Source organism: Rhodospirillales bacterium, assembly GCA_016872535.1.
Lineage (GTDB): Bacteria > Pseudomonadota > Alphaproteobacteria > Rhodospirillales > 2-12-FULL-67-15 > 2-12-FULL-67-15.
Genome location: VGZQ01000010.1, coordinates 1 through 25,545, shown reverse-complemented (window position 1 = coordinate 25,545; position 25,545 = coordinate 1). Strand labels below are relative to the sequence as shown.

Genomic DNA, 25,545 nt, shown 5'->3' with positions numbered 1-25,545 from the left:
GTCAATCCCGGTTGTCAGGCCGGATTCCCATCTGGCGAATGAGGTCGGCCAGCATGCCGATCGCGAACAACAGCGCCGCGGAGATCAGGCATTGGATAGCGAGGGTCGAGGCGAAGCCAAAACCGAAGAGTCCGAGCAGCAACAAGACGCCCGCGCCGACAACAAGCGCGAAGACCAGAACAAGAAATATCTTGAGCGGATTATAGAACAAGATCGCCTGCGTGATGTATTGCAGGGTCCTGAGCGAATCCCGGAACAATCGCACCTTGGTGCTGCCGATCCGTTGGTTATAGGGAATCGGCACATACTCGACGTATTTCCGGCGCAGCATGTAAGCCAACGTCGCCGACGTCGTGAAGCTGAAAGCGTCCGACAGGTGATCGAAGAACTGCATGATGGTTCTGCGCGAAAAAACGCGCAGACCCGAATTGACGTCGGGAATAGCGCGACCGGCTGTGAACTCGACCAGCGTTTGCAAGACGCGGCGGAGTGGGGCTTTCAACCACGATTCGCGGTAAAACTTTCCGGTTCGGCTTCCGACCACCATGTCGAAACCCTTTCGATATTGCTCCAGCAAATCGGGAATCGATTCGGCGGGATAAGTCCCGTCGGCATCGGTAATGACGATGGTGTCGTTGTTCGCGGCGAGGATGCCGATTTTGAGCGAATGCCCGTAGCCGATATTCTGGGGCTTGCGGATAACGCGCGCGCCCGCACGCTCGGCTTCTGCGGCCGTGCGATCGGACGAGCCGTCGTCGACAACTATGACTTCCGCGTTTCTGGCGTCGATTTTGGCCAGGACGGACCGCACGCTCTCCACGGTCGCGTGAACGGCGCGTTCTTCGTTGAAGGCGGGGATGACGACGGAAATCATCGGCGGTCCCTTGGGTTGCGACAGCTCATTATGCGCCGGGCGCCCCGCTAGAGCCAAGGGCCACGGCCGAAGCCGATCAGGACGTGGCCGTCGAAGCGGCGTCGTGGCAAGTCGCCAGGGAACAGTGAGTCGAGTTCCTGCCGGACCAGGACGCCCATGTCGCGTCGGGAAAGGAATGAAACGATTTCCGAATCGACCGTGACGGGCATCTTTTCTTTCAGCGAAACGACGGTTCCGATATGTACTCCACCTATGCTCTGACCGGCGTTGAGGCGGCGCATGACTTCCTCCATCACGATTTGGCGCCGGTGAGCTTCCCGCCATAGGTTTGCGTCGCCGTAGCCGTGAATGACCAACCCCTGGAAAGACGATTTATGGGCGGCGATCAAGGACTGCGGATGGCTCACCCATCGGTTCCGGGAGCGAAACTCGTGTAGTACCGGATGTGCGCGCGCGCGATTTTCATAGACCACGAACAACGGAAAATCCGGAAGCGGTGCCAAGGCTTTCCACGCGCGCCAATCTTCTTCCGCGGCGAAGACCATCGTGCTCCAACTGCCGCTATGGCGAAAAGCGACGGGGTCGGCCCATTGCGGGCTCGGATAGGTGATTCCCAACCGGAACAAAACGAAGAGGGTCAGCAAAATCGGCACGACGACGTCGACCGTTACCGCCTCGGGCAGTTTGGGAAACGGCCATTTTCGGCGTTCCCGTAGCCACACTGATGCCACCGCTGCCATGGCGAACGCGGCGGCCAAAGCGAAATGCAACGGATAGGGTCTAAGCGCGATCAAGGCGGCGATGCCAAGAATCTTCTCGTGCGCGATCAGTCGCTCGCTACGCAGGATCAGAATCGTACCTTGGGTCAAGACAAGCCAGCCGAAGAATTTGGTCGCCTGGGGAATCGAAACCATGACCAGGTAGGGAACCGGCACGCGCTCATGGAGGCCCAGCGGGTAAACGAGCATCAACAGCCAACCGACTGCGGTGGGAACGAGCGTGGCCCAGGCCAGAGCCCGTGCCGTTGGGTCGGCGAAGTGGCGCGCGATCGGGATTTGGGCCAGGAGCGCCGCCGGTAGAAGGATATTGGTCAGAAACGGCTGATCGGTGAAGACGCCATCGCCCTTTTCGCCGCGAATGGCGGCATCGAGAATGAACGCGGCATCGGCCGGCGACATGTCTCCGGCCGTTTCGAAGATCTTGAAGCCGATATAGAAAAAGGGAAGAAAACCCCACGCCAGCGCCCGGCGCGGAAGGGAACGGTCGAAGTAAATCCACAGCAGGAGGATGGGTGCGATCAGGACGTTGCCTTTGGGCGCGACGGCGATGCAGGCGGTCGCCAGCATGGCGGCAAGTGCCGGTCGGCGGGCGAGCATGGCGAACATAGCGGCCATGCCGAACGCATGGCCGATCCCCGACGGGGTCGGCGTGACATGGATGATCGGCGTTCCGCGCGCGCCCTCGACCAGCTTGGTATAGAAAAACCCGCTGACCAAAACGGAGGTCATGGCCAGCGTCAGCCGACCATCGGCCATGGTCCGGTGCACAACGGCGACCGCCGCCGCGAGCAGGACGGCATTGACAACGACATGCAGCGTGAGGCCGACGATGTCGTGTTCGATTTTCAGCCCGGTCCAGCCGATGACCGAATAAAAGACCGAGGCTTTGAGGTAAACCGAGTTGGCGAGAAAAATATCGTTGGGAAAAGCGGCTATATCGCGCGCCTTCGCCAACATCGGAAGATAGTAATGATAAGGCGGGCTATAGCCGAAATAGGTCGCGGCCACGAGCATAGCCATGGCGGCTGCCGCGAGAACGACGGCAGGGCGGGAGGAAATAGGCGAGTGGCTCATCGAATGGCGATCATTTAGCCGGAGAAATTCTCGTCGGGGTCGAAGCTGGCGGCGACCGACCAAGATTGGCGGCGATAGAAATGCAACGAAATTTTCTTGAAGCCAGCAGCGCGAAGCCACGCCTCTAGTTCGTTCCGGGAATAGTATTCGACGATTCGGGTGGTCAGGAAATCGTGGTACATCTGAAGACGATCGACGCGATTGTTGAACGCCGAGTCATACAGAAAGTCCATGAAGTATTCGCCGTAGTATAATTTACCCTTGATGCCGAAAAGGCGATCCAGCGGCCTGTAGACGGCGTTGGTCAGCACCCAGAATAGAAAATCGACGACCGACGCGACCATCCAGCGTCCTTTGTCGCCGATGCTGGCGCACGCCGTCCGCGCCGTCGCTATTAGCCGCGCCAGCAACCGGTTCCCTTCCTTGGCGTAGACCCAAAGGATCGTGATTCCTCGGGCGGGATCGAGCGCCCGCGCGATATTGCCCAGTACCCGTCGCGGGGCCCCGGTATGGTGAAGCACGCCATGGCAGAGAAAGATATCGAACGCCCCGACCTTCAACGGAGGATTCAAAAGATTGGCGCGCACGATGGTTACCCGGTCCCGATACGGCGCCAAATATTCGCGGGCGGCATACACCCCGTCGCTGGCGTCGACGAGAACCACGTGACGCGCGCCATAGTCGAGCATCAACTTGCTCAGGCGCCCGAATCCGCCGCCGCCGTCAACGATCACTTTGTCGCGGAAAAGTTCTTTCCGCACCGGCTGGATGGACGGCAGGAAAAATTCGGTGAGCGCCCCCATTCGTTTGAAAACAGCATTCCAGCGTCGTCCGAAGGCGGAAATCGTTTTTTTTATGTCGTAATCTCCGGACACCACGGCTTCGAACACATAGATGCCGTTTTCAAAACGTATGATTGTGCCGCAACCGCCGCACGACAAGTTGCCGCTGGCGCGATTTTCATCCAGATCGCCGCCGCAGCGCGGGCACACGAACAAGTCCGTGGGACCGATTGGTGCCTGGAGGGTGGAGCGGACCGACGTTTGATTCATGAATGGCTCTGAAAGGCGGCGGTGATAAAGAAGGTTCTTAAAACGTCATTCGTGTTTAGCACGACGGCCGGGAAAGGACTGCTCTCCGTAATTGGTAGTCCACATTGATGGTATGGGCTAGCGGCAATCGAATTCTGCGTGTGGACGCAACCAGTTGATATAGCTGCATTATCTGTCGAGTAGGCTTCTGTTGCCGGCATCTTCGCCAACCACACGAATCGGACCGGACCATCGGGTTCTTAACATTAAGACTTTCCATATTTAACATGGCAGCTTAAATCATTCGCCGTGTTCGGAAGCGTTTTGACCGGAGACAGCATAGATGACATCTCTCGCGACTGAAAATTTCGCCGCCGAAGTGCGCCGTCTACGCGCGAATCCCGCCACCGGTCGCATCGACCTTTCCGGGCGGAATTTCGCCGGCCAGCGGCTCGAGAAATTAGACCTCGGCGCGTGCAACCTTAGCGGCTGCGATTTCAGCGATACGACGATCATCGATTGCGATTTTTCCGGCTCCAACCTGGCTGGGTCCCTGTTCCAGCGCGCGCGGGTCGGCGGCTCAAAATTCCGGTCCGTCGAAATGAGCGGTGCGGATCTGGAAGGGGCAGATTTCGGTGGCGCCGATTTCACCGACGCCAATCTGTCCGGGGCGGATTTGCGCAAGACCAACTTGAAGGACGCGATTCTTGAAGGCGCTAAGCTTGGCGGCGCCGACTTCCTGCTCACCATCATGCCGGATGGCTCGGTGTACGAACCGCAGACACACGGGGGCACGCTTGTCCGGAGCGCCGGTGCGGGACGACATCTCAAAATCCTGCTGACCATGCCGACATGGACCGATGATTTGGGCGGGTTTTCCAAGATCGGCCGGATCCGCAACCCGCAGATTCCGCTGGGACTGCTGTACTTGGCGACAATCGCGGAAAACCACGGCCATCACGTAACGTTCATCGACTGCGATGTCGAGGGCGTGACGATCGACGAACTGACGCGCCGAACCGTCGCCAGCGGGTTCGACCTGGTCGGCCTGTCGGCGACCTCGCCGATTTTCCACAAGGCGGTCACGGCGGCGGATCGCATTAAGGCTGCACTCGGCGCGAAGGTCAAAATCATCGTCGGCGGCGATCACGTTAACATCTTCGGGACTAACGTCTTCTTCGACTGCTTCGATTTTCTCGCCATCGGCGAGGCGGAGGAAACCTGGCCGGAATTTCTAGAGGCCTTTGCCTCAGGCGCAACCGACTATTCGGGGATCGACGGCATAGCTTGGCGTCGCGACGGTCAAGTCGTGCGCAACAAACCTCGACGCATTTTCCCGGATCTCGACAAGCTGCCGCTGCCTGCGGTCCATCTTTCCCGAATGAAACAGTACCGGATGTCCTTCGCGCTGTGGAAAAATCGCAACATCGGCAAGTACGTTTCGATCATGATGTCGCGCGGCTGCCCCTTCAAGTGCTCGTTCTGCAGCGAAAGCTCCGATGTCAAATACGACGGCGAAGTGGCCAAGATGCGGTACCGTTCGGCGGAAAACATCGCCGACGAAATGGAGGCCCATTACCGGAACTATGGGATCAAGCACTTCTTTTTCATGGATTCAAACATCACCCTGAAGAAGAAGCACACCGTCGATCTCTGCAACGAAATTATCAAGCGCAAGCTGCCGATCACCTTCGAGGGTTGGACGCGTGCCAATCTCATCAACGACGAGATGATGGCGCTCTTGAGACGGGCGGGGTTGGTGCGCCTGAGCTGTGGCGTGGAAAGCGGCGATCCCGAGGTCCTGAAGATCATCAAGAAGGACGTGCCGCAGGAGGCAACGCGGGAATTCTTCCGCCTGTGCGAGAAGCACGGGGTCGAGGCCATGTGTTCGGCAATGCTCGGCTCGCCCGGCGAAACCAAGGCGTCGGTCCGGCGCACGATCCAGTTCCTGGACAGCATTCCCGAACTTCTGTTCACGAACTTCTCCATTGCCAACCCCTATCCCGGCACCGAAATGCTGAAGTGGGCGCGGGAAGGCAAATACGGCCTGCGACTGCGCTACGACGAGTTATCGAAGTACACCCGCTACGACGACAGTCCGATCGAGGTCAACGATCTGACCGCCAAAGATCTCGTCCGCTACCAGGCGCTGGGCCTAATCAAGATCCACCTACGGCCACGCCGGTTCATCGCCGCGATCCGGATGCTGGGCTTCGCGCCCTTGGTCCCCATCTTCATCAAGATGGTGCTGAAGGTGGTTCGCGGCGGGCGGGAAATGCTTTGGGCCTTCCTGTCTACGTCCCGCCCAGGCAAGGAATACGTCGCGCCTGCTCCGGCTAAGCTGTCCTGACGCGATTCATGTGACCGTTATTGCTAACGTCATAACCAGTCGCCGCCAGTGAGCGGGATCATCTGGCCGGTGATGAATTGTGCCCAGCCCGACAGCAGATAGACCATCAGGGCGGCTGCTTCCTCCGGTTCGCCGCCGCGTTTCAGCGGCACCAGCTTGGCGCGGGCCTTCAGGTCGTCTCGGGTTTTCGCGTGCCAGCGCTGGTGAAATCCGCTTTTGATGAACCCGAAACGAACCCCGTTGACCAAGATGTCATGCGGCGCGCCCTCCCTTGCCAACCCCTGCACCAGGCATTCGGTACCGCGCTTGGCCGTTGCGTAGGGCAGGGACAGCGCGCTGCCGCCGTGCAAGGCCGATTCGGTGCCGTTGAGGATGATACGCCCGCCTGTACCCTGCGCAATCATGTGCTTTATCGCGGCCCGCGCCAGGTAAAACGGCTGATGAAGGTTCACGGCCATGTCGCGCTCAAAATGTGCCGCGGGAACGTCCCTCCAATGACCCGAAAAATGGACCGCGCCCAAAAGTGCGACTAGGGCATCTATCCCGCCAGCCTTGGAACAAAATTCATCGACGACGGCGACGCAATCGGTTTCAGTTTCAAAGGCACGGCGGATTGGAATGACGCGCTTGCCCCTGGCGGCCGCCGTCCTGGTCGCGCCGTGCGCACCGATCACGCACTTCGATCCGTCCAGCAACATCGCCGTCAGCGCGCGCCCCAAGCCACCCGAAGCGCCAACGATCAAGATGCGCATGCCCGGATCGACTTTCGGAATCCAATCAGGAAACGATGGTTTGGTCACGCGTAGCATTCTTTCAATACGGCAACGGAGCGGCGAATATCGGACATGGGGTCGGATTCGTTCAGCATTCGTTGTTCAATTGTGATGAATCCGTCATATCCGATATGGCGCAGAAAATCCCCCATTTTCCGCTGGTCGACCGGCCCCTGATCGAGTCGTCCAAGCCCCGGCTGATTGGCATGAAAGTGGATTAGGTACTTTTGGGCGGCGACGAATGTGGCAAGATCGTCTTCGTCGTTTTCGTGCAGCGCCTTGGCATCCAACTGCACGGCGAAGGCGGGGTGATCAACGGCGTTCGCTATTTCGATAGCCTCGAAAGCGGAGTTGATAAAATCGCTATCCCTGGGGCCGAGCGGCTCAAAACACAGGCGCGTGCCGTGGCCTTCGATCCGGGGGCAAAGCTCGGTCAAGAAGCGGATCGATTCGGCGATAGCATCCTTATGGGCGACGGTGCCTCGACGCCGGCCTCCACCCCAGATCAGCGTCCGCCCGCCCAAATCACGGCAGAGCGCCGACAGATCGACGAGAAAATCAAGCGTCGCCGCGCGGGCCTCGGGCTTAAATAATCCCAGATCGGGACGCTCGAAGAATAACGAGTGCAATCCGACGATCGTCATCCCGGCGCCTTCGACTGCACGGCGATAGACCGCCGCCTGGGCGCCACCGACGCTGGGGCCAACACCGGGCCAGACCCGGCTTGGTGCAACTTCGATGCCGGCGACGCCCAGGGCCGCCACTGCTGGGAATAGCGCGGCATGATCACGGGGCGGCAAGGCGATGTTGGAGAGGGCTAGGGTCGGCACCATGCTCTACTCGACCACGGACATTCCGAAAAGCCGGCGGATCGGCCGCTCATAGCGAGGGGTCGGCATTGCGCGGGAATGGACCAGTTCATAAGCCCGGCCGTAATTGCGCCGCCGCGAAGGGATCAGCAGCGATATCTGCCAGTAAATCCGGCCAATCACCGAGCGCCGGCGGCGGAACACGGCGTTCGGGGCGCGAAAGTCTCCGGCAAACACGGCGTTGAGGCCGCGAATTTCACCGGCCCAACGGTGCAAGGAGTAGACAACCACGGAAACGGCGTTGTCGAGCGGCGAGGGAATCTCGGCGCGGTATCCGAATGCCGGTAAGGTGTCCGCGAGGTGCCGGACAACCTCGGCGACCCGGCGGCGAGGATAGCGGCGGTATTTGGCGATTTCGCCGTTGGCGAACGGGCTGGCGTCGAGATCCGTTTCGGTCAAGCCGCTGACGCGGGCGAGAATGTCCAAGGCGCCTCTGTCGCCGCGGCACAAATCCTCGTAGCGTACCATAGCGGTATTTGGTCTGCGTGCGTAATCGCGCGCTAGGCGTATGAACGCCTTGGTGCTTTCATAGAGCGCGACCTCGGGCGTATGCGTGCCAGTGCGCTCGAACACGCTCAAGAAAACGTCAACCGGATGGCGCAGAAGAATAAGCGTGTCCAAGCAGTAGCCGGCGGCGACGACCGCCCGCTCGAACAGTCCTCGTGCCTCGTCGCGCATGGCGAGATTCCATATCGGATCTCGCCCGTCGGCAAGCGGTCCCGGCGTGGGAGAGATCAACTCGTAATTATGGATGGAGGCAAGTCTCGGGCCGGCTTGGTTCAGCATCTGTCCGAATAACGCGACCGCGCCGGATTCGCTCAAGGAGTCGTTTCCCCAGTCGACACCGAAGCGCCGGTAGAAGCCTTTGACGGCGTCCAGTGCACCGAGGCCAGGGAATAGGTCCGAGCGTGCAATCGCGGCGGGATCATAACGCGCTTGGATATAAGTGACCCAGAACTCGACCAATCGGTGATCGAAAAACCGAACCGGGGCGCGTTTGTACAAATCAATTAGAAGATGCGTGCCGCAGCCACCGGTCGACAGCACGAACGTCAAGGTCTTGTCCACGTGGTTCACGCCGCAAGACGCTCGGAAATAAAGGCGACGAGACGTTGGGTGGCCGATCTTGGCGCCAGAGCGACAGTGTCCACGGTGAGATCGGCGTCTCCGGGCGGCTCATAGGGCGTCTCGGGAGAGTAACCGATCATGTCCGAGATTTCGCCCGCCAACGCACGGCGATAGAGTCCTTTTGGATCGCGACCTATGACCGTTTCGATGTCGGCGCGGACGTGGATCAAGAAAAAGCCAGGCGACAGGATCGACCGCGCTGCTGCGCGCCCTTCGACGTAAGGGGAAATGATCGGAACCAGCACAATGTCAGCCTTGGTCCGGTGCCGGGCGCAATGGCGCGCAACCCGGGTGTTGTTCTCGATCACGTCGGTCCGGCCGAAACCGAGGTTGGCGCTCAGAATCGGTCGCAGTCCGTCGCCGTCCAGCAGCATGACCGAGCGACCCCGGGCCTCAAGCGCCTCCCGCGTCGTTTGGGCGAGCGTCGTCTTGCCGGCGCCGGAAAGGCCGGTGAACCAGAAAACCAGGCCCTTGTTCATGACCGGACGATGCCGCGCCCCGCCGCGTGTTCAGCGCGGAGCATCTCGAGTACGGACGGGTGCAGCGCCCAGGGCGGAACCGGCTGGCCAGCGGCGATGGCCTGACGCAAGTCGGTGCTGCGAAGGATCTTGCTGTCCGGCGATTCGCGCCAGCTGAGGTAGCGCCCCGAGACTTCATGGTAACCGACCGGATCGAAAAAGACTGGCTCGATGCCGATGTCGCCCAGTGAGTCGAACAGGCGGCGATTGCCGTCAGCGCCGTAGAACTCGTCGAGACGGGCATAGTTGTGGCCAACGATGAAGTGGCTGCAGCCCATGTTCTTGCGGCACAGGGCGTCGAACACCGTCTCGCGCGGGCCAGCGTGCCGGCGATGGCTCGAGAAGGCGCCGAGGACAGCGCGCCCCTTGGGGTAGAGATCGAGCGCGAGCAAGATCTTGTAGGCCTCGATGATGACACCCGGTTGGAAGTCCCCGGGCTCGGCCGCGCCGATCGCCGGGCTGAGGAAAAGACCGTCGGCATGGGTGCGCTCCAGCGCCTCCAAGTGAATCCACTCGTGGGCACGATGGGGTACGTTGCGACCATGGAAGCCGACGATGCGCGTCCAGCCTTTTTGCATGAAGACGAATCGGCACTGTTGGGGGGTAAGCTCGTAGGCACTGAAGGCCGACGGCAGGCGTTCGATTAGAGTGACCTTGCCGGCGACGAACACATCGGGTCCAGCCAAAATTCGTGCTGCTCCCGGGTGAGCGGTAGAATCGGTTCCGAACCAGCGGGCGGCCAAGTCGCGGGCATCGAACGAAAACACCTCGGCGACGTCGAGAAGGGCGCGAACTGTTCCGCTCGGATCGGCGAGGGCCAAGCGTTGGCCGGCGGCGGGCTTGGGGATGCCGGCCGGCAACGGCATCAAGATGGGCATGGTCCAGACCTCGCCGCCGGGAAGGCGGCAATCGGCGAGGACGGATTTTAGGGTTTCCCGGTCCATGAATCCCTCGAGCGGCGAGAAAACACCGAGTGCGAGCTGCTCGGCGTCCTGCAGCACGGCGTACGGAACCGGGACGACGGGAAGGGCGCGCGCGGCGGCGCGCTCGTCCTCGGTCGCCTCGGCGACGCGTAAGCTGCCGCCGTGGGGCTCAGCCAGCAGCGAGAAAGCCTCGCTCGACGGCGCGGCGAGGCTGCCGCTCTCGAATTCGCGCACCAGCTTGCGGATCATGGCGGCGCAGTCGATTGGATATTTGCCGATCGCGGTTTCGGCCGCCAGGACCAGGCCGTCGGCGCCGTCATCCAGGGTGTTGAAGATGTCGTTGACCTCGGCGCGGGTCGGAATCGGCGCGGCGACCATTGTTTCCAGCAGATTGGTGGCGACGTAGACCTTGCGGCCAACCTGTTTCGCGGTGCGGATGATGTATTTTTGCGCGGAAGGGATGCGCTCGATCGGGATTTCGCGTGATAAATCGCCGCGGTCGATCAGGATAGCATCGGACCGCTCGGCGATGGAGGCGAGATGATCGAGACCGTTGCGGCATTCGATCTTGGAGATGACGAAAACGCCCTCGCCTGCCAGCGCCCGGGTCTCGTCGACGTCGCCGGGCCGGTTGGCGAAGGACAGGGCGACGTGGCGGATGCCGAGTTTGCGACCGATGGCGATGGCGGCGCGGTCCTTGTCTGTCAAGGCCGGCATGGTGAGGGAGCGGTAGACCGTGACCGCCTTGTTGGAGCCGACGGTGCCGCCGTTGACGACGCGCACTGTGACGCCTTTCTCGCTACCACCGACCACCTGGGTCAGGACGGCGTTGAAGTCGATGCTGATGAAATCGCCGGGTCGAAGTTCGGCAAGGATGTAGGGTGGGTAAAGTCCGATGTTGCGTTCGTCACCGGGGACCGGCACGGGATGCACCGTCACCAGGGTATTCTCGCGCAGGATGACGGTGCCGTCGGCAAGCCCGGTGGTGCGGACCTGGGCCCCCTCGGTGTCGAGGCAGACCGGGACGCGGGAATGTTCCTGGATGAAGCGGACTACCCGTTCGACGTCCTCGAGCCGGGTGTGAGACAAATTGACGCGGAACAGCGAGACGCCAAGATGTTCGAGGCGGGAAATGACCCGCGCGTTCATTGAGGCCGGGCCGAGGGTGCAAAGAAGTTCGATAGTCATGACGAAATTGTGCCGTTGGTGTTGAGGTGCCGGTCGGCGTACAGCGGCCGGCCCTGCGCCAGTTGATAACGAAACCAGACGCCGGCGATCAGCGAAGTCGCGATCGCGAGCGCGATCAAGGTCGAATAGAAGACCAGATTGACGATACCATATTCGAGAGCCACCGTTGCTAACACGATGCCCGGTCCGCCGCGGGTATTCATCGCCATGCCGAGGTTAAGGGCAGTGGCATTATCGCATCCGGCGGCGCGTGCGCTGACGAAGGTCGCGGTCAGCTGGCAGACGGTGCAAAACAGAATGAACCCCAGGGCGAACAACGGCTCGAACCCACCGATTAAGTCAATCTTGAAACCAACCATGGCGAAGTAGAACGGAATGAAGAAGGCCAAGGAGAAATCCGAGATGCGGGTCTTGACTTCCTCGACTTCGGGGTCGCCGGTCATGCCGAACACGATCCCGGCCAAAAGTGCGCCGAACACGACGTTGACTTCGAGTACGCTCGCCAGCGCCGCGAGCAGGAAGCAGATGATCAGGACCCAGCCGATCGGCGAGGCCTTGCGTACGATGTTGTAGCGGGTGCGGGTCAGTCGGTAGAGGAGCCACGGCCCGACCAGGGCGGCCGCACCGAAAAACAGGACCGTCTTGAGCACGATCATGGCGATCGAGGCGATATCGGGCTGGCCGAGGGCGACCAAGCCGGTAGCCACCGCCAACACCGCCCAGAGAAGGATGTCATGCCCGATGGCCGCTGACAGGACGATCTTGGCGAAGCGCCCCTCGGCGATACCGAGATCGATGAAAATCCGCGAAATCACCGGAATCGACGTCACCGCGACAGCGATCGCCACCACTAGGGACAGGGCAAGCGGATTGGCGGCCGGCCCGGTGTAGCGGGAGAAATCGACGCTCGCCGTTAGACCCCAGCCGGCGAGAAATGGTAAGATTGTAGTGCCTGCAATCAGCGTTAGGATAACGCGGCGGTCCGAGTGCTCGATTCTTTTTTCGATGCTGAAGCCCGAGGTGAACATCAAAAGAATCAGGCCGATCCAGTAGAAGGCCGCCAACGACACCGGCGTACCGGCGAAGTCCTCGAATAGCCAGGCGAAAAGTCCGGGAAACAGAGTTCCCAGCACCGACTTGCCTACCGCCAAGCCGCCCGCGATCTCGCCGACCACGCGCGGCAGGCCGAGGCGCTGGAAGACATAGCCGCCGAAATGTCCGGCGCCGAGCAGGACGACGACCGCGAGCAAGAACTGGCGCAGCTCGAAATCGCTCATCGGCCGGCGGCGGACGCCTCGCGGGCGCGGTTCAGGTCGGGATGGCGCCGGGCCATGTCAGTGAAGGCGCCGTCGTCGGCGATTCGGCCATCCGCCAGCATGACGATCCGGTCGCAGCTGGCGAGCGTGGTCAGGCGATGGGCGACGATAATCAGGGTACGCCCGCCCTTGAGGGAATCGATGGCGGCGACGATCTCGCGCTCGGTCTCGGCATCGAGCGCCGAGGTTGCCTCGTCGAACAGCAGGATCGGCGGATCGCGGTAAAGGGCCCGCGCGATGCCGATGCGCTGGCGTTGGCCGCCGGACAGTCGCGCTCCGTCCTCGCCGACGCGGGTTTCGATCCCCTCGGGCAAGCCGGCGGCGAAGGCATCGAGCCGGGCCAGACGCAACGCGCGTTCCACCCGCGTCGGATCGATTTCTTCGTCGGGCACGCCGAAGGCGACATTGCGGCGGATGGTGTCATCGAGCAGGTAAATTGATTGTGGCACATAGCCGATATTGGCGCGCCAGGCCCGGATCGCAGCAAAGGCGTCCGCGCCGTCCACCAAGAGACGGCCTCGGTCGGGCCTGAGCAGGCCGAGCAGGAGATCGACCAAGGTCGATTTGCCCGCCCCCGATGGGCCGACAACGCCGACTGCCTCGCCCTTACGGATTGTCAGGGAAAGATCGGTTAGCGCGGGGGCACGGTCGTCAGCGTAACGGAATGCGACGCCGTCGAGCCGGATGTCGTGGGCGAACGGCAGAGGCGCGGTCGGGCCGGGATCGCCGCCGCTCGGGCCGTCCGCCGGATGCCGTCCCAGTTCGTCGTGCAGCGTCGTTACCTCGGCGCCGAACTGGTGCATCTCGGCGATCAGGCCCAGCACCCGATTGACCGAGGGGATGATCCGCATCGCGCCCAGGCCGGCGACGCCGAGCGCGCCGAAGGCCTCGCCGGCCTGGGCGCGGTCAGCGTAGAGGAAAACGATCGCCCCGGTTCCGGCGACGACGATCAGCGTCTCGACCAGGGCGCGGGGCACGAGCTGACTGACCTGGCGCCAGGTGCGGACCCGGACGAGTTCGCGGGTCTCGGCCGCGAAGCGGGATTCGAAATAGGGGGCGCAGTCGAAGGCCTTGATGTCCTTGAGCGCGGCGATGCCCTGGACTGTCCAGCGCAGCAAGCCGGCATTGGCGGCGTTGGCCGCCTCGCCCCAGCGCCGGAAATAGGGTCCGGCGGCGAAGTGGAACGCGCCCGCCAGGACCAGGAACAGAAAAACCCCGGCCAGCGCCAGTCCGGGGACCAAAACGGCGACGGTGACGGCAGCGGCGGCGATCAACAATCCCTCCAGCGCCAGCGTCATCAGCGATCGCAAAGTGTCGAACACGGCGGTGCTGGCGGTGGCGATGTTGCGCAGTGGCACCGCCGAATGATCGGCCAGCTGCGCGGCGTAGGGACGCTCCAAGTAATGGCGGTAGAGCCGGTTCTGGAAGGCGGCCAGCTTCGTCAGGGTGAAGCGGCTGACGGCGTACTGGATCGCGAGCAGGGTGGCGTTCTTGCCGACGAAAACCAGGGCGAAAACCGCGCCGGCAGTCGCGGCCAAGGCGAATCCCTCGGCGCCGACAACGCGCCGAGCCGCCTCGGCCCAGGCCGGGCCCTCGCCGGCGGTGAAAATCAGCTGGACCAGCGGAAAAATCAGGGCGATGGACAACATCTCCAGCAGCGCCGAAAGCGCCATCAGGACCAGCAGTCCGGCGCCCTGGACGCGCGTGCGCGCGTCCAGAAACGAAAAAACCTTTTGGATAACCGGAATCACGAAGCGGAAAAGCCGTACGGAAGAATCAGCCCATCGACAGCATGGCGATTTCGTCGGCCGAAAGCCGCTTGGGGCTCAGGCGGAAGGCGTCCTTGGGGTTGGTCCGGCAGCCGGTGCCGCCTTCGACCAGGAAGGTCTTTCGCGAATCCTGGGTCTCGCCGAAGAAATTCTTGCGATAGATCTCGGCGTAGCGCTCGCGGATGGCGAGGCCCTCGGCGTCCGACCCCTCGGCGCGGCGCAAGGCGGGCCACTCGCTCTTGGGGAAGTAGCAGTACAGCGGCATGACTGCGGCCAGCCCGTCGATGTCGTCGGCGCTCAGGAACGGCGCCGGCATGGTCAAAATCGAGCGGGCAGTGGTGTGGCGGGTGATGGTCTGGGGGTCGAGCCAGCCGTTCTTGACCGCGACGTCGCGCAGCACGGTGCCGTGATAGGGCGTGAAGATGCTGACCGTCAGCGCGTCGTAGCCGTGCACCGAGCGCACCAGATCAACCGTGTCCATGACCAGTTCGCGGGTTTCGCCCGGCATGCCGACGATCAGGTTGAGGCTGAAGGCGATGCCGGAATCGGCGATCATCGCGAAGCGGTCGATCATCTCGGCGTTGGTGATCTTGCGCCGGAGCACGCGCTGGCGGTATTCCTCGTTGCCGCATTCGATGCCGAACGAGATGCGGTAGCAGCCGACTTCCTTGAGCCGCGCCAGGGCTTTGGCGTCGCAGTTTTCCGCCCGGGTGTTGAACCAGAATGGCAGGCGGAATTCCTCGTACATATCGCAGAAATCAAAAATCTCTTGGCGCGGCCGTGCCAGGAAGGAATCGTCAACGAAGTAGAAGAAGGTCGGCTTGTAGGCGGCGTAATGCTCGGTCAGTTCCGCCCGCAAGACGTCCATGCGCTTGCGGCGCAGGAAGTTGCCGAGTTCGTTGTCCTTGGAAAAGACCCGCTGCGCCGGCGAATTGCAGTAGGTGCAGGAGTAAGGACAGCCGCGATAGGTCTCGACCGGAATCATCTTAAACACTCGCCCGCCCATCGGCCGGTAAAAACGGCTTTCCTCGAACAGGCTGAAATCGGGTCGGTAGCGGTTGATGTCGGCCAGCGGCTGCACCGGATTCTTGCGGATGGTGCCGTCGGGGAGCCGCGACCAAGTGCCGGCGATAGTGTCGATCGCCTTGCCTTGGCGAACGGCCTCGGCGACGTCCACCACGGTCCGCTCGCCCTCGCCGAGCGCAATCATCTTGATCTCGGGGAAGTCGAAGCAGCGCTCCTTAGCGTTGGTCGGGAAAACGCCGCCGAAGACGTGGGGAATATTCAGATCCTGGACTCGCCGCAGCAGAGCGAGCGCCTGGAGGAAGGCGTCCTCGACCACCGAGAAGATCATCAAGTCGGGCCTGAACGACTCGACCTTGCGGCGGAAGTCCCCGAACATGTCGTGCTTGATCGTGATGCCAAGGTCCTCGGTGACGCTGAATTCCCGCACGTTCAGCATCTTGACCCGGTTCTCCGAGCTCGAGTCCTCCTCCTGGTCGAGGTAATGAGTGGTCTCGAACAGCTCGACCTGGTAGCCCTCCTCGCGCAGCACGCGGGTGAACAGCGCGATCGCCAGCGCCGGGATCAGCATCAAGGGCAAGTTCGGATAGACGATCAGGACGCGGAAGTCCGATCGGGCCTTCGCTCCGGGAAGATCGTTGTTCACTGCCTGGGTCATCGCGTCAACGCTCTCGTTCGTTGCCGATTTTCAAAGGGCGTGCCGTCCGCGCACGAAGAAATAGTTGTGTGCCAAGCCGTCGCGGATGTTCGCCAGGTTCCGGTAGCGCTCGCCGTCCAGTTTTTCGAACCCGTGGGCGAGAAGAAGATCGGCGACTTGGCGGTCGGCCTCGCGGAAGTCGGGATTGAGCTCGATGGCGACACTTTTCAGCCGCGGATCGTCCAGCAGCCCGCGCATTCCCTCTAGCACGACCGGATCGTTGCCGTCGACGTCGATCTTAACATGATTGGGAAAAGGGACATCGAAAGTATGGACAAAATCGTCGAGGCGATAGCCGATCACGCTCTGGCGAAAATCGGGGATGAAGGCGCTGTAATCGGATCCGGCGACGGCGATGGAGAAACCGTGGCCGGCCTTGCCGGGCATGAACGCCGACAAGTTCAACATCGACAGCGCGGTGCGGTCGTGCAGGGCGAGATTGAGCGCGATCACCCGATCGGCCAGCCCATTCATATAGATGTTGCGGTTGAGGATCGCGTAGTTTTCCGACGAGGGCTCGAAGGCCACCACCGCTGCCTTCTTGCGGGTTGCGGCGTAAAGGGTGAACACGCCGATGTTGGCGCCCACGTCGTAAAAGGAGTCACCCTCGGAAACGCAATCGTCGATCCAGGCGATGGTGTCGGGCTCCTTGGTAAATAGGGTCAGCGCGCGATAAAGCGGGATCTCGTGGCTGGCATCGAAGCGCAGACCGCCGACCTCAATGGTCGTGTCCATTTCGCGCCGAACGAAATGGACCAGCTTCAAGAATCGCGTCGGGCCGAGCAGGGCGTGCAGCAACCAAGCCAAGCCATGCGCCAATCGCGCGGCCAGCCAAAGCGCAGCCCGGTATGGTGGGCGCAAGATGTTCTTGACGACGGGGTGGAGCTTCATGGCGTTCGCTTTCAAGCCAAGTCGGAAAGCGGTTGGGCGGACTCGCGGGCGGGAAGACCTAGGCCCTCGCGGACGGCATCGAATATTGTGCACCCGGACAGATCGATCAGGTCGGCATAGAGCGCGCGCCGGTAGGGTTGGGTGCCGTTCTCGATTCCGGCGATGCGCTGGGCGGCCTCGGCGGCGCTCTTGACCGCCAGGCCCTCGAATTCGCGCAGCAGGGATGTTTTTTGCATCGGCGCCACGTCGGCGAAGAAGGAATAGAGGCCGAATTGAAGGGCCTCGACCACCACCGTCGAGGGGTCGGAGAAGGAATAGCGCGCCCGCTCGAATAGCTCGAACATCGGCGCGCGCACAGGCCGGACATTGGCCAGCCCCTCGGCGCAGGCGGCGGTGAAGCGCTGGCCGGCCTCGGTATCGACGAAAGTGCTCTTGACCTGGAGCAAGATGTCGCGGTCGGGAAAATGCCGGGCAAGGTCGCGGACAAAGGCGACCATCTCCGAATCCCAAATCAGCGCGGCGGCGAAGACGACGATGTTGCGCGGGCGCTCGATCACGCGGCGCTTGTATTGCGCGCGGCTGGCACCGAACGTACCGACCGGAACGACCTCCATGTCCGCCGCCCAGGTTTTACGCATGTAGCGGTCGTAAAGCGCGCGGCCGAAAACGTAATACCGGTCGAAGCCGATGTAGCGCCACATGGGAAAGACGGCCGAATAGGCGGGATAGCCATGATTGATGCCGTGGGATTGGCCGCCGATGCGGCGGATTTCTTCGCGTCGGATCAGGTGCTCGACGTTGTAATCGTCCCGACCCCAGAAGAAACGCGGGCGAAAACGGTGAAAAAACGCGCGCAATACCGAGCGGCGATAGGGCAAGGCGGCAAGCAGATAGAAGTGCGACGGTTCGACCCGACGGAACCGGCGCCAGATGGTGGCAGCTTCGGCGATGAGCGCCGGCAACAGCTTTGCCGCCGCAGCCAGGGTCAGGCGGCCATCGCCGGGTGCGGCGATACGGTATTTTGCACGCAACTCCGCCGGTACCTGGTAAGAACGGTTGCGCAACGCCAGCAGCAGGGGTCCGCCATCCTCGACTTCGCGGTAGAGTTCGGTTTCCCGTTCGTCCTCGATGTAGTCGGCAGCGAAGAAGAAGGATTCGGTTTCGACTCGCGCCCGTACGCGCGACAGAGTCCAGACGATGGCGTAAAGCGCAAACGCAAGCGAAAACAGGGCATTGATTGGCTCACGCGGAATCCGGCTAGCTGGCGCGGCATCAAACCGCCGTCCCCAATAGGCTTCGAGCATGTCCTTGGTGTCGCGCGGCAGGCCAATGACACGGGCGTCGGGGCGGGCACGCAGGACAGCCTCGACCATCAACAGGCTGTGGTGCTTCCAGCGCACATGATTGCAGGTGACCTGTTTATAGGCCATGGCCAGCGCCGGCGCCTCGCGCTCGGCCTTGGCGAAGCGATAATAGCGGTCGTGCCAAGGTTCGATCGTTCCGAAAACGTCATAGAGCAGGACGCGGGTCGGATAGTCGGCGAGCGGCTTCATCTCGGGGCACAACTCGACGACGGGCCGCAGATATCCCCGCCGCTGGGCCCAGGTGGCGAATCGGTCGAGCCAGCCGTGCAGCGGCGGCAGAACCGGTTCGACGGCGAGAAGATGGCTGATGCGGCCGGTCAGGCCGCGCCAGAGAATCGCCGGCATGGCGGCTTCGTTCAGCAGATAAACGTAAGTACGTGCGTCGCTCATCGATCCGCGACATTCAGCAGGACTTTCAGGACTTTGCCGCTTTTTGACTTGTCCCAGGCGTCGCGAAAGTTCTCAAGCGGTAGGGCGCAGCGGAAATAGGGGTCCAGGTCGATCTCGGGCAGCAGGCGGATCGCCGCCTCGAAATCAGCGGCGGTGCTACCGACCGAGCCGATCACGGTCTTGTCGAACGCGGCGATGGTTTCGAACGAGAAAGGCTGCTTACCGTAGGGCAGCCCGAGCAGCAGGATCGCAGCATTCGCCGGCGACTGGTGCAGGATCGAATCGAGCGACTGCGGATCGCCGGTGATCTCGACGATCAAGGGGAACCGGGCGATGGCCTCGGGCGCGGTCGTGGTCTTGATCCCGGTGCCGGCGAAAAAGTCGAGCCGCCGCGGGTCGCGGTCGTAGGCGGTCACGTCGTGCCCGCGATGCTTGAGGATCTTGGCACAGAGATGGCCGAGCGGGCCGGCGCCGGCGACGCCGACGGGCTTCCTCGCGCCGCCGTCGGGGCCGGCGACGGCGGAAAGCCGGCGCAGGGCCTTCAAGATCACGGCCGCCGGCTCGGCCAGCGCAGCGCGACGCAGGTCCATATCCTCCGGGACGCGATGGACGAACCGGGACGGCGCGATGACGTACTCGGCGTAGGCGCCGTTCAGGCCCATGACGCCCAGCTCTTTGCGCTCGGCGCAGCCGATAGCGTTGTCGGCGCGGCATTCGGCGCAGGCGCCGCATCCCTGGATGCACTCGACGACGACCGGATCGTGCTCTCTGAAGTCGGTGACGTTGCGGCCGACGGCGGCAACGCGGCCCGAGAACTCGTGGCCGGGCACGATGGGATATTGGGCCATGCCGCTGGCGTAGTAGCCGAGCGTGCCGTTGCGGATTTCGTGATCGGTAGCGCAGATAGCGACGTGCGCGACGTGGATCAGGACATCGCCTGGCTTCAGCTCGGGCAGTTCGACGCTCTCCAGTGCCGCCTGGCCCGGCCCCTTGATGACCACCGCCTTGACCGCGCGGTTGAATAGGACCGCCTCGTAGGAGGCCCGGGTTTCCAACGGATGGGATTCGAAAAATCCGCGCATCACGCCCGCGTTCTTGTGCAAGCGATAGGCGAGAATTTCGGCGAGCCGCGCCGGCTTCGACAGCCGCCGTGCGGCCGGATTGGCATCGGCCGTCAGGGCGCGGATGCAATCGACGGCCGCGCGGCCGGCTTCGCGGATCAGTTCCATCGGAATGTGACGGCGGCCGCGGATGCTCATGCGCCGCCAAGCGACCGCCTCGCGGTAGAAGCGACGGCGGATCTGCGGCCAGGTTTCCTCGTGGATGTGGTAAAGCGCGGCTTCGGGAACGTAGCGGACGATCAGCCCCTTTTTCATCCAGTGTCGGGCCCATTCGATGTCCTCGAGGCCGGGCAGCGCCTCGTCGAAGGGATGCTCCAGCCATAAGTCGCGGCGGACGGCGGAATTGGCGTTGTTGACGGCGAAGCGGGACGGATGCTCGTCGCGCGGCTCGGGTCCGAAGGTCCGCTCCATGTCCTCGGCCTCGCAGAACTTGGAGCTTTCAACGCTCACTTGCCGACCATAGGTCATGGCGACGTTGGAATCGACCAGCGGCGCGACTAGTCGGCCGAGCCAGTGTTCGTCGCACGGGACGGTGTGGGCCGATGCCATGACAATGTACCGGCCGCGCGCGGCGCGAATGCCGGCGTTGAGCGAATAGCCGAAGGTGAAGTCGTGGCTGGAAATCCGCAGCAGGCGGTCGGCCCGGGCGGCGGCGATGGCGCGGGTGTCGTCGAACGAGCCGGAATCGACGACGATGGTCTCGAAGTTCCGATACGCTTGGCGCGCGAGCGCGTCGAACAGGGCGGGGAGGTGCTTCTGCTCGTTGAACGCGCGAATGATGACCGACGTTTCCGGCGCTTCGGCTTGCGGGACAAGGCGGTCGTTCATGGCAGCCCGACGGCGAAATCAGCAGTGCGGGGCGCGCCCGGCCTTCAGGCCCGCCAGCAGTTGATCGAGCGTGCTCAGGTGAATCCGTTCCCACGCCTTGGGACTGGAATTGCTGTTGTGCGGGGCGAGCATGACGTTGTCCATGCCGCGCAGCGGGCTGTCGGCCGGCAGCGGCTCGTCCTCGAACACGTCCAGCGCCGCGCCGGCGATGGTTCTCGATTGCAGCGCGCGGACCAGGGCCTTTTCGTCGACCACCGGCCCGCGCGCGAGGTTGAGCAGCACGGCGGTCGGCTTCATCCTTTGGAACTGGGTGTCGCTCATCAAGTGATGCGAGGTCGGATTGAGGTCGCAGTGGGCGCAGACGAAGTCGGCGCGCGCCAGCAGTTCGTCCAGGGACACCATGTTCACACCCAGCGCCTTGACATGGCCGGGATGGATATCGCGGATGTCGGTGCCGAGCAGCTCGGCGCCGAAGGCTCGCGCCCGGCGCAGGGTGCCGCTGCCGGTCGCGCCGACGCCGATGACGCCGACGGTGCTTTCGTTCAGGGCGCGGCCGGGGATCTTGTCCCAGACGCCGCTTTTCATCTGCCGGTCCATCCACGGCAGGCGGCGGGCGAAGCAGAGGATGTAGCCCAGCGTCGAGTCGCCGACCGGCTCGGTGAAGGCGTCGAGCGTGCGGCAGACGCGGATGCCGCGCGCCTCGGCCGCCGCCTTGTCGATGGAATCGATGCCGGTCCCCCATTTCGAGATTACCTTGAGCTTGGGCGCGGCGTCCATGACCCGGGCGGTGAAGCGGTCGTCGCCGCAGGCGACGCCGTCGATATCGCCGACCAGCGGCAAGAGGTCGGCCTCCTCCATCCGTTCGTTGATGTTGGCGACCACCGGCTCGATGCCGTTCTCGGCGAACCAGGGGCGAAAGCGGTCGACGACCGGCAGCAGGTAGGGAGCAGTGACCAGGACTTTCCAGGGCATCGGGGCTTCCTTATGGCGGGGACAAACGATCAGCGGACATAGCGGGCGACCAGCGGGTCGTCGCGCAGCAGGGCCTCAACCTTGACCCGCTCGTCGGGCACGTCGACGGAATGGCTGTCGAAGGCGGTTTCGACCATGCGCACCGGCAGGCCATGCTCGAGGAAACGCAGCATGTCGATCGATTCAACGATTTCCAGGGGTGTCGGCGCGAGGCGGGTGTATTGGGCTAGCGCGTCGCGGCGGAACGGGATGACGCACACCTGCTTGTAGGCGGCAATCGCCGCGAAAGAACCCTTGGGCCGGGTCGGGATCGGCTGGCGGGACATGAACAGCGCATCGTTCTTCCCGTCCATCACCACCTTGATGGTGTTGGGGTTGAGAAACTCGGCCTCGGTCGCGATCCGCTTGGTCAGGTTGACGCAGCGCACGTCCCCCTCCTTGGCGAACGGCGCGATCGCGGCGGCGATCATTTCAGGATAGATCATCGGCTCGTCGCCCTGCAGCAACACGATCACGTCGGCATCCGACCGGGCGGCTGCCTCGGCGACGCGGTCGGAGGCGCGTTCGTGGCGGTCCGAGGTCATGGCGACCGGCGCGCCGAAGCCCTCGGCCGCGGCGCGAATCTCGTCGTCGCAGGTGGCGACGATCACCTCGGCCAGTCCCGCGCACAGCCGGGCGCGGCGATAGACGTGCTCGATCATCGGCCGACCGAGCAAAGGCGCGAGCGGCTTGCCGGGATAGCGGGACGAACCCATGCGGGCGGGAATGACGGCGATGGCTTTCATGGCGGATTCCGGGATGGAAACGTCAGTCGTTAACGATCAAGACGGCGCGCACCGGGGGCACCGTCGGCGCCCGCGAGCTTCAGCGGCAGGCAATAAAGATCGTAGTTGCCGGGTGCGGCCCGACGCAGATCCAGGCCTTCGACCGCGACGACGCCGGCGCCGGGCAGGAGTTTGTGGGTGCGGTGCCCGGGCTCGCGGAAGCGTTCGACGGAGAGATAGTCGATGCCGACCAGTCGAATGCCGCGATCGACGATCCACTGGGCGGCATCGGGCGTCAGCGCCACGTAATCCTCGCGGAACGCATAGCCGGGGTCGTTCCACAGTGTCGAGTTGCGGGTCTTGAGCAGCAGGCGAACGGTGCCGGCGGGCAAGGCCAGGGTATCCAGCATGGCGGCATCGATGGCGTCGGCGTCGGGAAAATGGACGACCCGCGCCGGACCGATCAGGACATCAAGCGCCAATTCGTCGACGCTGATGCGGCCCTTGATGAAATGGCGGGGCGCGTCGAGGTGCGTGCCGGTATGAACCCCGCCCTCGATGCGGCTGACGGTGCAGGAATCGCCCCGGTCCATGTCGCGCAGCAGGGAGGCGGTCAGTTTCGGCTCGCCCGGCCACGACGGCATTTGGGCAGAAACGGCGAGGGTGATGTCGATGATCCGTCTCACGGCGCGGCCTCCGCCAGCAACTTCCGCTCCCAAGTGATCGCCGAGGAAACGATTTTGCCGAGATCGTCGTGCTTGGGCGTCCAGCCGAGGACCCGGCCGATCCGCGTCGCATCCGCCACCAGTAGCGGCGGATCGCCCGGCCGGCGCGGGGCGACGGACAGTGGCAGCGCCCGGCCGAGGACCTCCCCGACCTTGTCCAGGACCTGGCGCACCGAATAGCCGTGGCCGTAGCCGCAATTCAAGGTCACGCTTTCGCCGCCGCCTTCCAGGTGTCTCAGCGCGGCCAGGTGCGCGTCGGCCAGATCGGAAACGTGGATGTAATCGCGCACGCAGGTGCCGTCGGGGGTATCGTAATCGTCGCCGTAGATGCTCATGCCCCCGCGCGCGCCGACGGCGAGCTGGGCCGCGATCTTGACCAGGTGCGAGGCGACGGGCTGGCATTCGCCGCTGCGCCCCTTCGGGTCGGCGCCGGCGACGTTGAAATAACGCAGCGCGGCGACGCGCAGGCCGTGGGCCCGGATCGCGTCCTCGAGCGCCCATTCGGTAATCAGCTTGGTCCGGCCGTAGGGGTTGATCGGCCGGGTCGGCGCCGTTTCGTCGACCGGACAGCGCTCGGGCATGCCGTAGACCGCGGCGCTGGAGGAAAAGACGAACGATTCGACTCCCGCCTCGACGCAGGCCTCGATCAACGCTTGGCTGGCGGCGACGTTGTTGCGGTAGTAGCGAAGCGGCTCGCGGGTCGATTCGGAAACGATGATCGAACCGGCAAAGTGCATGACTGCGCGGCAGCCATGCTCGGCCATGACGCGGCGCACGAGCGCGCCGTCGCCGACGTCGCCCCGGACAAAGGGAACGTCGTCCGGCACCAAATCGCGCCGCCCGGTCGAGAGGTCGTCGAGGACGACGACCGCGCGGCCGGCGTCGCGCAAGGCGAGCACGACGTGGCTGCCGATGTAGCCCGCGCCGCCGGTGACGAGAATGGGATTCACGCGTTGGCGCGCCTTTGCAGCAGAGCCTCGGCCGCGGCCAGATCAGCCTCGGTGTCCACGTCGATGGACCGTTCCGCCGGCATGACGTAGGGCACCGCGTTCGCGGGATAGAGCGTTCGGTCGCGCCGGAAAGCCGCGACGTCGATTATGAATATCGCGCCGTTGGGCATGTAGGCGGGTTCGGGAACCTGGTCGGGGGCGAAAGCCCGCCGCAGGCATCCCGCGCCGTTCTTGGTCATCAGCCAGGCCAGCGGCTTGGCCGGAACATGGACGGAAACGCAGGCCGGAGCCTCGGCTGCGACGCAAGTCTCAAGGGCGGCGTCGATATCCTCGGTCCGGCACAAGGGCGAGGTCGGCTGCAGCAAAACGGCCAGGGCGAAATCCCCGCCGACGGAATCGAGGGCGTGGATCAGGACATCCTCGCTGGTCGCGGTGTCGCTTGACAGCTCGGCCGGGCGTAGGAACGGGACCTCGACGCCAAGCCCGCGCGCCGCGTCGGCGATCCGCGGATCGTCGGTCGAAACGATCAGGCGGTCGATATATTTCGAGCCGCGTGCGGCGGCGACGGTCCAGGCGATCATTGGTCGGCCGGCCACGGGCAGAAGGTTTTTTCCAGGCAGCCGCTTCGAGCCGCCGCGGGCGGGGATGACGCCAAGAACGGTGCGGCCGTCGATCATTTTCCGTCGAGAAAGCCGCGCAGGATGCGTAATCCGACCGGCCCGCTTTTCTCGGGATGAAACTGGCAGCCGGCGAGATTGTCGCGCCGCGCCGCCGCCAGCAGGCGGATTCCTTCGTAGTCGCACTCCGCCAGCGTGTCGGCCCGCTCGGCCGGCTCGACCGCGAACGAGTGGACGAAATAGACGCTGTCGCCGGGCGCGATCTCGTTCATGAGCGGATCGTCCCAGCGGTTGGCCCCGTTCGCCGGTTGCAAGGCGTTCCAACCGATGTGCGGAACCTTGCGCCGGCGGCCGTCGCCGTCGGTTGTGGGAATGGCCCGAACCCAGCCGGGCAGCAGGCCGAGGCCGCGGGTCGTTCCGAATTCGTCACTGCCGTCGAACATCATCTGCATGCCGATGCAGATGCCGAGAAAAGGCTTGCCGGCGGCGGCGAAGCGGCGCACCGCGTCGGTCAGTCCCTTGTCCTCCAGCCCCGTCATGCAGGCGGCGAAGGCGCCGACGCCCGGCAGCACCAGCCGCGCGGCGCCGGCGACGGCGGCGGGGGTGTCGGC

The 25,545-nt window shown here is 63.4% G+C and carries 21 protein-coding genes; 1 reads left to right on the top strand and 20 read right to left on the bottom strand.

The genetic code is table 11. From position 1 onward, the window contains the following. Position 1: 1 nt before the first annotated feature. The 3 genes from FJ311_03510 to FJ311_03500 form a co-directional block, all read right to left on the bottom strand. A complete protein-coding gene (locus FJ311_03510) occupies positions 2-874 on the bottom strand; it encodes a glycosyltransferase family 2 protein (protein ID MBM3950502.1) in 873 nt (290 codons plus the stop codon). Positions 875-921: 47 nt separating this feature from the next. Next, a complete protein-coding gene (locus FJ311_03505) occupies positions 922-2,673 on the bottom strand; it encodes a hypothetical protein (GenBank protein ID MBM3950501.1) in 1,752 nt (583 codons plus the stop codon). 68 nt (positions 2,674-2,741) lie between these two features. After that, positions 2,742-3,779: a methyltransferase domain-containing protein gene (locus FJ311_03500; protein MBM3950500.1), complete on the bottom strand. Its 1,038-nt coding sequence runs from the start codon at positions 3,777-3,779 to the stop codon at positions 2,742-2,744. Between the two features lie 322 nt (positions 3,780-4,101). Here FJ311_03500 and FJ311_03495 point away from each other — a divergent pair, with 322 nt between their 5' ends. Continuing rightward, a complete protein-coding gene (locus tag FJ311_03495; GenBank protein ID MBM3950499.1) occupies positions 4,102-6,108 on the top strand; it encodes a radical SAM protein in 2,007 nt (668 codons plus the stop codon). 29 nt (positions 6,109-6,137) lie between these two features. Here the strand turns inward: FJ311_03495 and FJ311_03490 are convergent, their stop codons facing one another. From FJ311_03490 to hisH, 17 genes are all read right to left on the bottom strand, one after another. Beyond that, entirely contained in the window at positions 6,138-6,917 is a 780-nt protein-coding gene (locus FJ311_03490; GenBank protein ID MBM3950498.1) for an SDR family oxidoreductase, read from the bottom strand. Next, the gene (locus tag FJ311_03485; protein MBM3950497.1) at positions 6,905-7,714 is read right to left on the bottom strand and encodes a sugar phosphate isomerase/epimerase; all 810 of its coding nucleotides are present in this window, start codon (positions 7,712-7,714) and stop codon (positions 6,905-6,907) included. Before FJ311_03485 ends, FJ311_03490 begins: the two co-directional genes overlap by 13 nt. Positions 7,715-7,717: 3 nt before the next feature. Next, positions 7,718-8,818 (bottom strand): hypothetical protein, encoded by a 1,101-nt coding sequence (locus FJ311_03480; GenBank protein ID MBM3950496.1) that lies wholly within the window; start codon positions 8,816-8,818, stop codon positions 7,718-7,720. Positions 8,819-8,823: 5 nt separating this feature from the next. Next, positions 8,824-9,357: an adenylyl-sulfate kinase gene (locus FJ311_03475; protein ID MBM3950495.1), complete on the bottom strand. Its 534-nt coding sequence runs from the start codon at positions 9,355-9,357 to the stop codon at positions 8,824-8,826. Beyond that, on the bottom strand, positions 9,354-11,507 hold the full coding sequence (locus FJ311_03470; protein ID MBM3950494.1) for a sulfate adenylyltransferase: 2,154 nt from the start codon (positions 11,505-11,507) through the stop codon (positions 9,354-9,356). Before FJ311_03470 ends, FJ311_03475 begins: the two co-directional genes overlap by 4 nt. Continuing rightward, complete coding sequence (locus FJ311_03465; protein MBM3950493.1) at positions 11,504-12,784, bottom strand: cation:proton antiporter; 1,281 nt, start codon at positions 12,782-12,784, stop codon at positions 11,504-11,506. Before FJ311_03465 ends, FJ311_03470 begins: the two co-directional genes overlap by 4 nt. Further along, entirely contained in the window at positions 12,781-14,574 is a 1,794-nt protein-coding gene (locus tag FJ311_03460; GenBank protein ID MBM3950492.1) for an ABC transporter ATP-binding protein, read from the bottom strand. The genes FJ311_03465 and FJ311_03460 overlap by 4 nt, the downstream gene beginning before the upstream one ends. 25 nt (positions 14,575-14,599) lie before the next feature. Further along, on the bottom strand, positions 14,600-16,273 hold the full coding sequence (locus FJ311_03455; GenBank protein MBM3950491.1) for a radical SAM protein: 1,674 nt from the start codon (positions 16,271-16,273) through the stop codon (positions 14,600-14,602). A gap of 30 nt (positions 16,274-16,303) precedes the next feature. Then, complete coding sequence (locus FJ311_03450; GenBank protein ID MBM3950490.1) at positions 16,304-17,203, bottom strand: FkbM family methyltransferase; 900 nt, start codon at positions 17,201-17,203, stop codon at positions 16,304-16,306. Between the two features lie 11 nt (positions 17,204-17,214). Then, the gene (locus FJ311_03445) at positions 17,215-18,957 is read right to left on the bottom strand and encodes a hypothetical protein (GenBank protein ID MBM3950489.1); all 1,743 of its coding nucleotides are present in this window, start codon (positions 18,955-18,957) and stop codon (positions 17,215-17,217) included. Beyond that, positions 18,954-20,906, bottom strand: a complete 1,953-nt coding sequence (locus FJ311_03440; protein MBM3950488.1) for a glycosyltransferase — start codon at positions 20,904-20,906, stop codon at positions 18,954-18,956. Before FJ311_03440 ends, FJ311_03445 begins: the two co-directional genes overlap by 4 nt. Positions 20,907-20,924: 18 nt before the next feature. Then, entirely contained in the window at positions 20,925-21,878 is a 954-nt protein-coding gene (locus tag FJ311_03435; protein MBM3950487.1) for a dihydrofolate reductase, read from the bottom strand. A 29-nt stretch (positions 21,879-21,907) separates the two neighbouring features. After that, complete coding sequence (locus tag FJ311_03430; GenBank protein ID MBM3950486.1) at positions 21,908-22,663, bottom strand: 3-deoxy-manno-octulosonate cytidylyltransferase; 756 nt, start codon at positions 22,661-22,663, stop codon at positions 21,908-21,910. A 29-nt stretch (positions 22,664-22,692) separates the two neighbouring features. Further along, a complete protein-coding gene (locus FJ311_03425) occupies positions 22,693-23,328 on the bottom strand; it encodes a cyclase family protein (protein ID MBM3950485.1) in 636 nt (211 codons plus the stop codon). Further along, positions 23,325-24,308: a UDP-glucose 4-epimerase GalE gene (gene galE, locus FJ311_03420; protein MBM3950484.1), complete on the bottom strand. Its 984-nt coding sequence runs from the start codon at positions 24,306-24,308 to the stop codon at positions 23,325-23,327. The genes FJ311_03425 and galE overlap by 4 nt, the downstream gene beginning before the upstream one ends. 5 nt (positions 24,309-24,313) lie before the next feature. Next, positions 24,314-24,994 (bottom strand): acylneuraminate cytidylyltransferase family protein, encoded by a 681-nt coding sequence (locus FJ311_03415; protein ID MBM3950483.1) that lies wholly within the window; start codon positions 24,992-24,994, stop codon positions 24,314-24,316. Further along, positions 24,991-25,545: imidazole glycerol phosphate synthase subunit HisH (hisH, locus tag FJ311_03410; GenBank protein ID MBM3950482.1), on the bottom strand; the 555-nt coding region annotated here is incomplete at its 5' end. The genes hisH and FJ311_03415, both read right to left, overlap by 4 nt.

What these genes read in the sequence shown, in the direction of transcription:
- FJ311_03450 (MBM3950490.1), bottom strand. Translation starts at nt 17,203, where the DNA reads ATGAAGCTCCACCCCGTCGTCAAGAACATCTTGCGCCCACCATACCGG.
- FJ311_03475 (MBM3950495.1), bottom strand. Translation starts at nt 9,357, where the DNA reads ATGAACAAGGGCCTGGTTTTCTGGTTCACCGGCCTTTCCGGCGCCGGC.
- FJ311_03485 (MBM3950497.1), bottom strand. Translation starts at nt 7,714, where the DNA reads ATGGTGCCGACCCTAGCCCTCTCCAACATCGCCTTGCCGCCCCGTGAT.
- FJ311_03505 (MBM3950501.1), bottom strand. Translation starts at nt 2,673, where the DNA reads ATGGCTATGCTCGTGGCCGCGACCTATTTCGGCTATAGCCCGCCTTAT.
- FJ311_03455 (MBM3950491.1), bottom strand. Translation starts at nt 16,273, where the DNA reads ATGACCCAGGCAGTGAACAACGATCTTCCCGGAGCGAAGGCCCGATCG.
- FJ311_03510 (MBM3950502.1), bottom strand. Translation starts at nt 874, where the DNA reads ATGATTTCCGTCGTCATCCCCGCCTTCAACGAAGAACGCGCCGTTCAC.
- FJ311_03495 (MBM3950499.1), top strand. Translation starts at nt 4,102, where the DNA reads ATGACATCTCTCGCGACTGAAAATTTCGCCGCCGAAGTGCGCCGTCTA.
- FJ311_03470 (MBM3950494.1), bottom strand. Translation starts at nt 11,507, where the DNA reads ATGACTATCGAACTTCTTTGCACCCTCGGCCCGGCCTCAATGAACGCG.
- FJ311_03445 (MBM3950489.1), bottom strand. Translation starts at nt 18,957, where the DNA reads ATGAGCGACGCACGTACTTACGTTTATCTGCTGAACGAAGCCGCCATG.
- FJ311_03500 (MBM3950500.1), bottom strand. Translation starts at nt 3,779, where the DNA reads ATGAATCAAACGTCGGTCCGCTCCACCCTCCAGGCACCAATCGGTCCC.
- FJ311_03465 (MBM3950493.1), bottom strand. Translation starts at nt 12,784, where the DNA reads ATGAGCGATTTCGAGCTGCGCCAGTTCTTGCTCGCGGTCGTCGTCCTG.
- FJ311_03490 (MBM3950498.1), bottom strand. Translation starts at nt 6,917, where the DNA reads ATGCTACGCGTGACCAAACCATCGTTTCCTGATTGGATTCCGAAAGTC.
- FJ311_03435 (MBM3950487.1), bottom strand. Translation starts at nt 21,878, where the DNA reads ATGCCCTGGAAAGTCCTGGTCACTGCTCCCTACCTGCTGCCGGTCGTC.
- FJ311_03440 (MBM3950488.1), bottom strand. Translation starts at nt 20,906, where the DNA reads ATGAACGACCGCCTTGTCCCGCAAGCCGAAGCGCCGGAAACGTCGGTC.
- FJ311_03430 (MBM3950486.1), bottom strand. Translation starts at nt 22,663, where the DNA reads ATGAAAGCCATCGCCGTCATTCCCGCCCGCATGGGTTCGTCCCGCTAT.
- FJ311_03415 (MBM3950483.1), bottom strand. Translation starts at nt 24,994, where the DNA reads ATGATCGACGGCCGCACCGTTCTTGGCGTCATCCCCGCCCGCGGCGGC.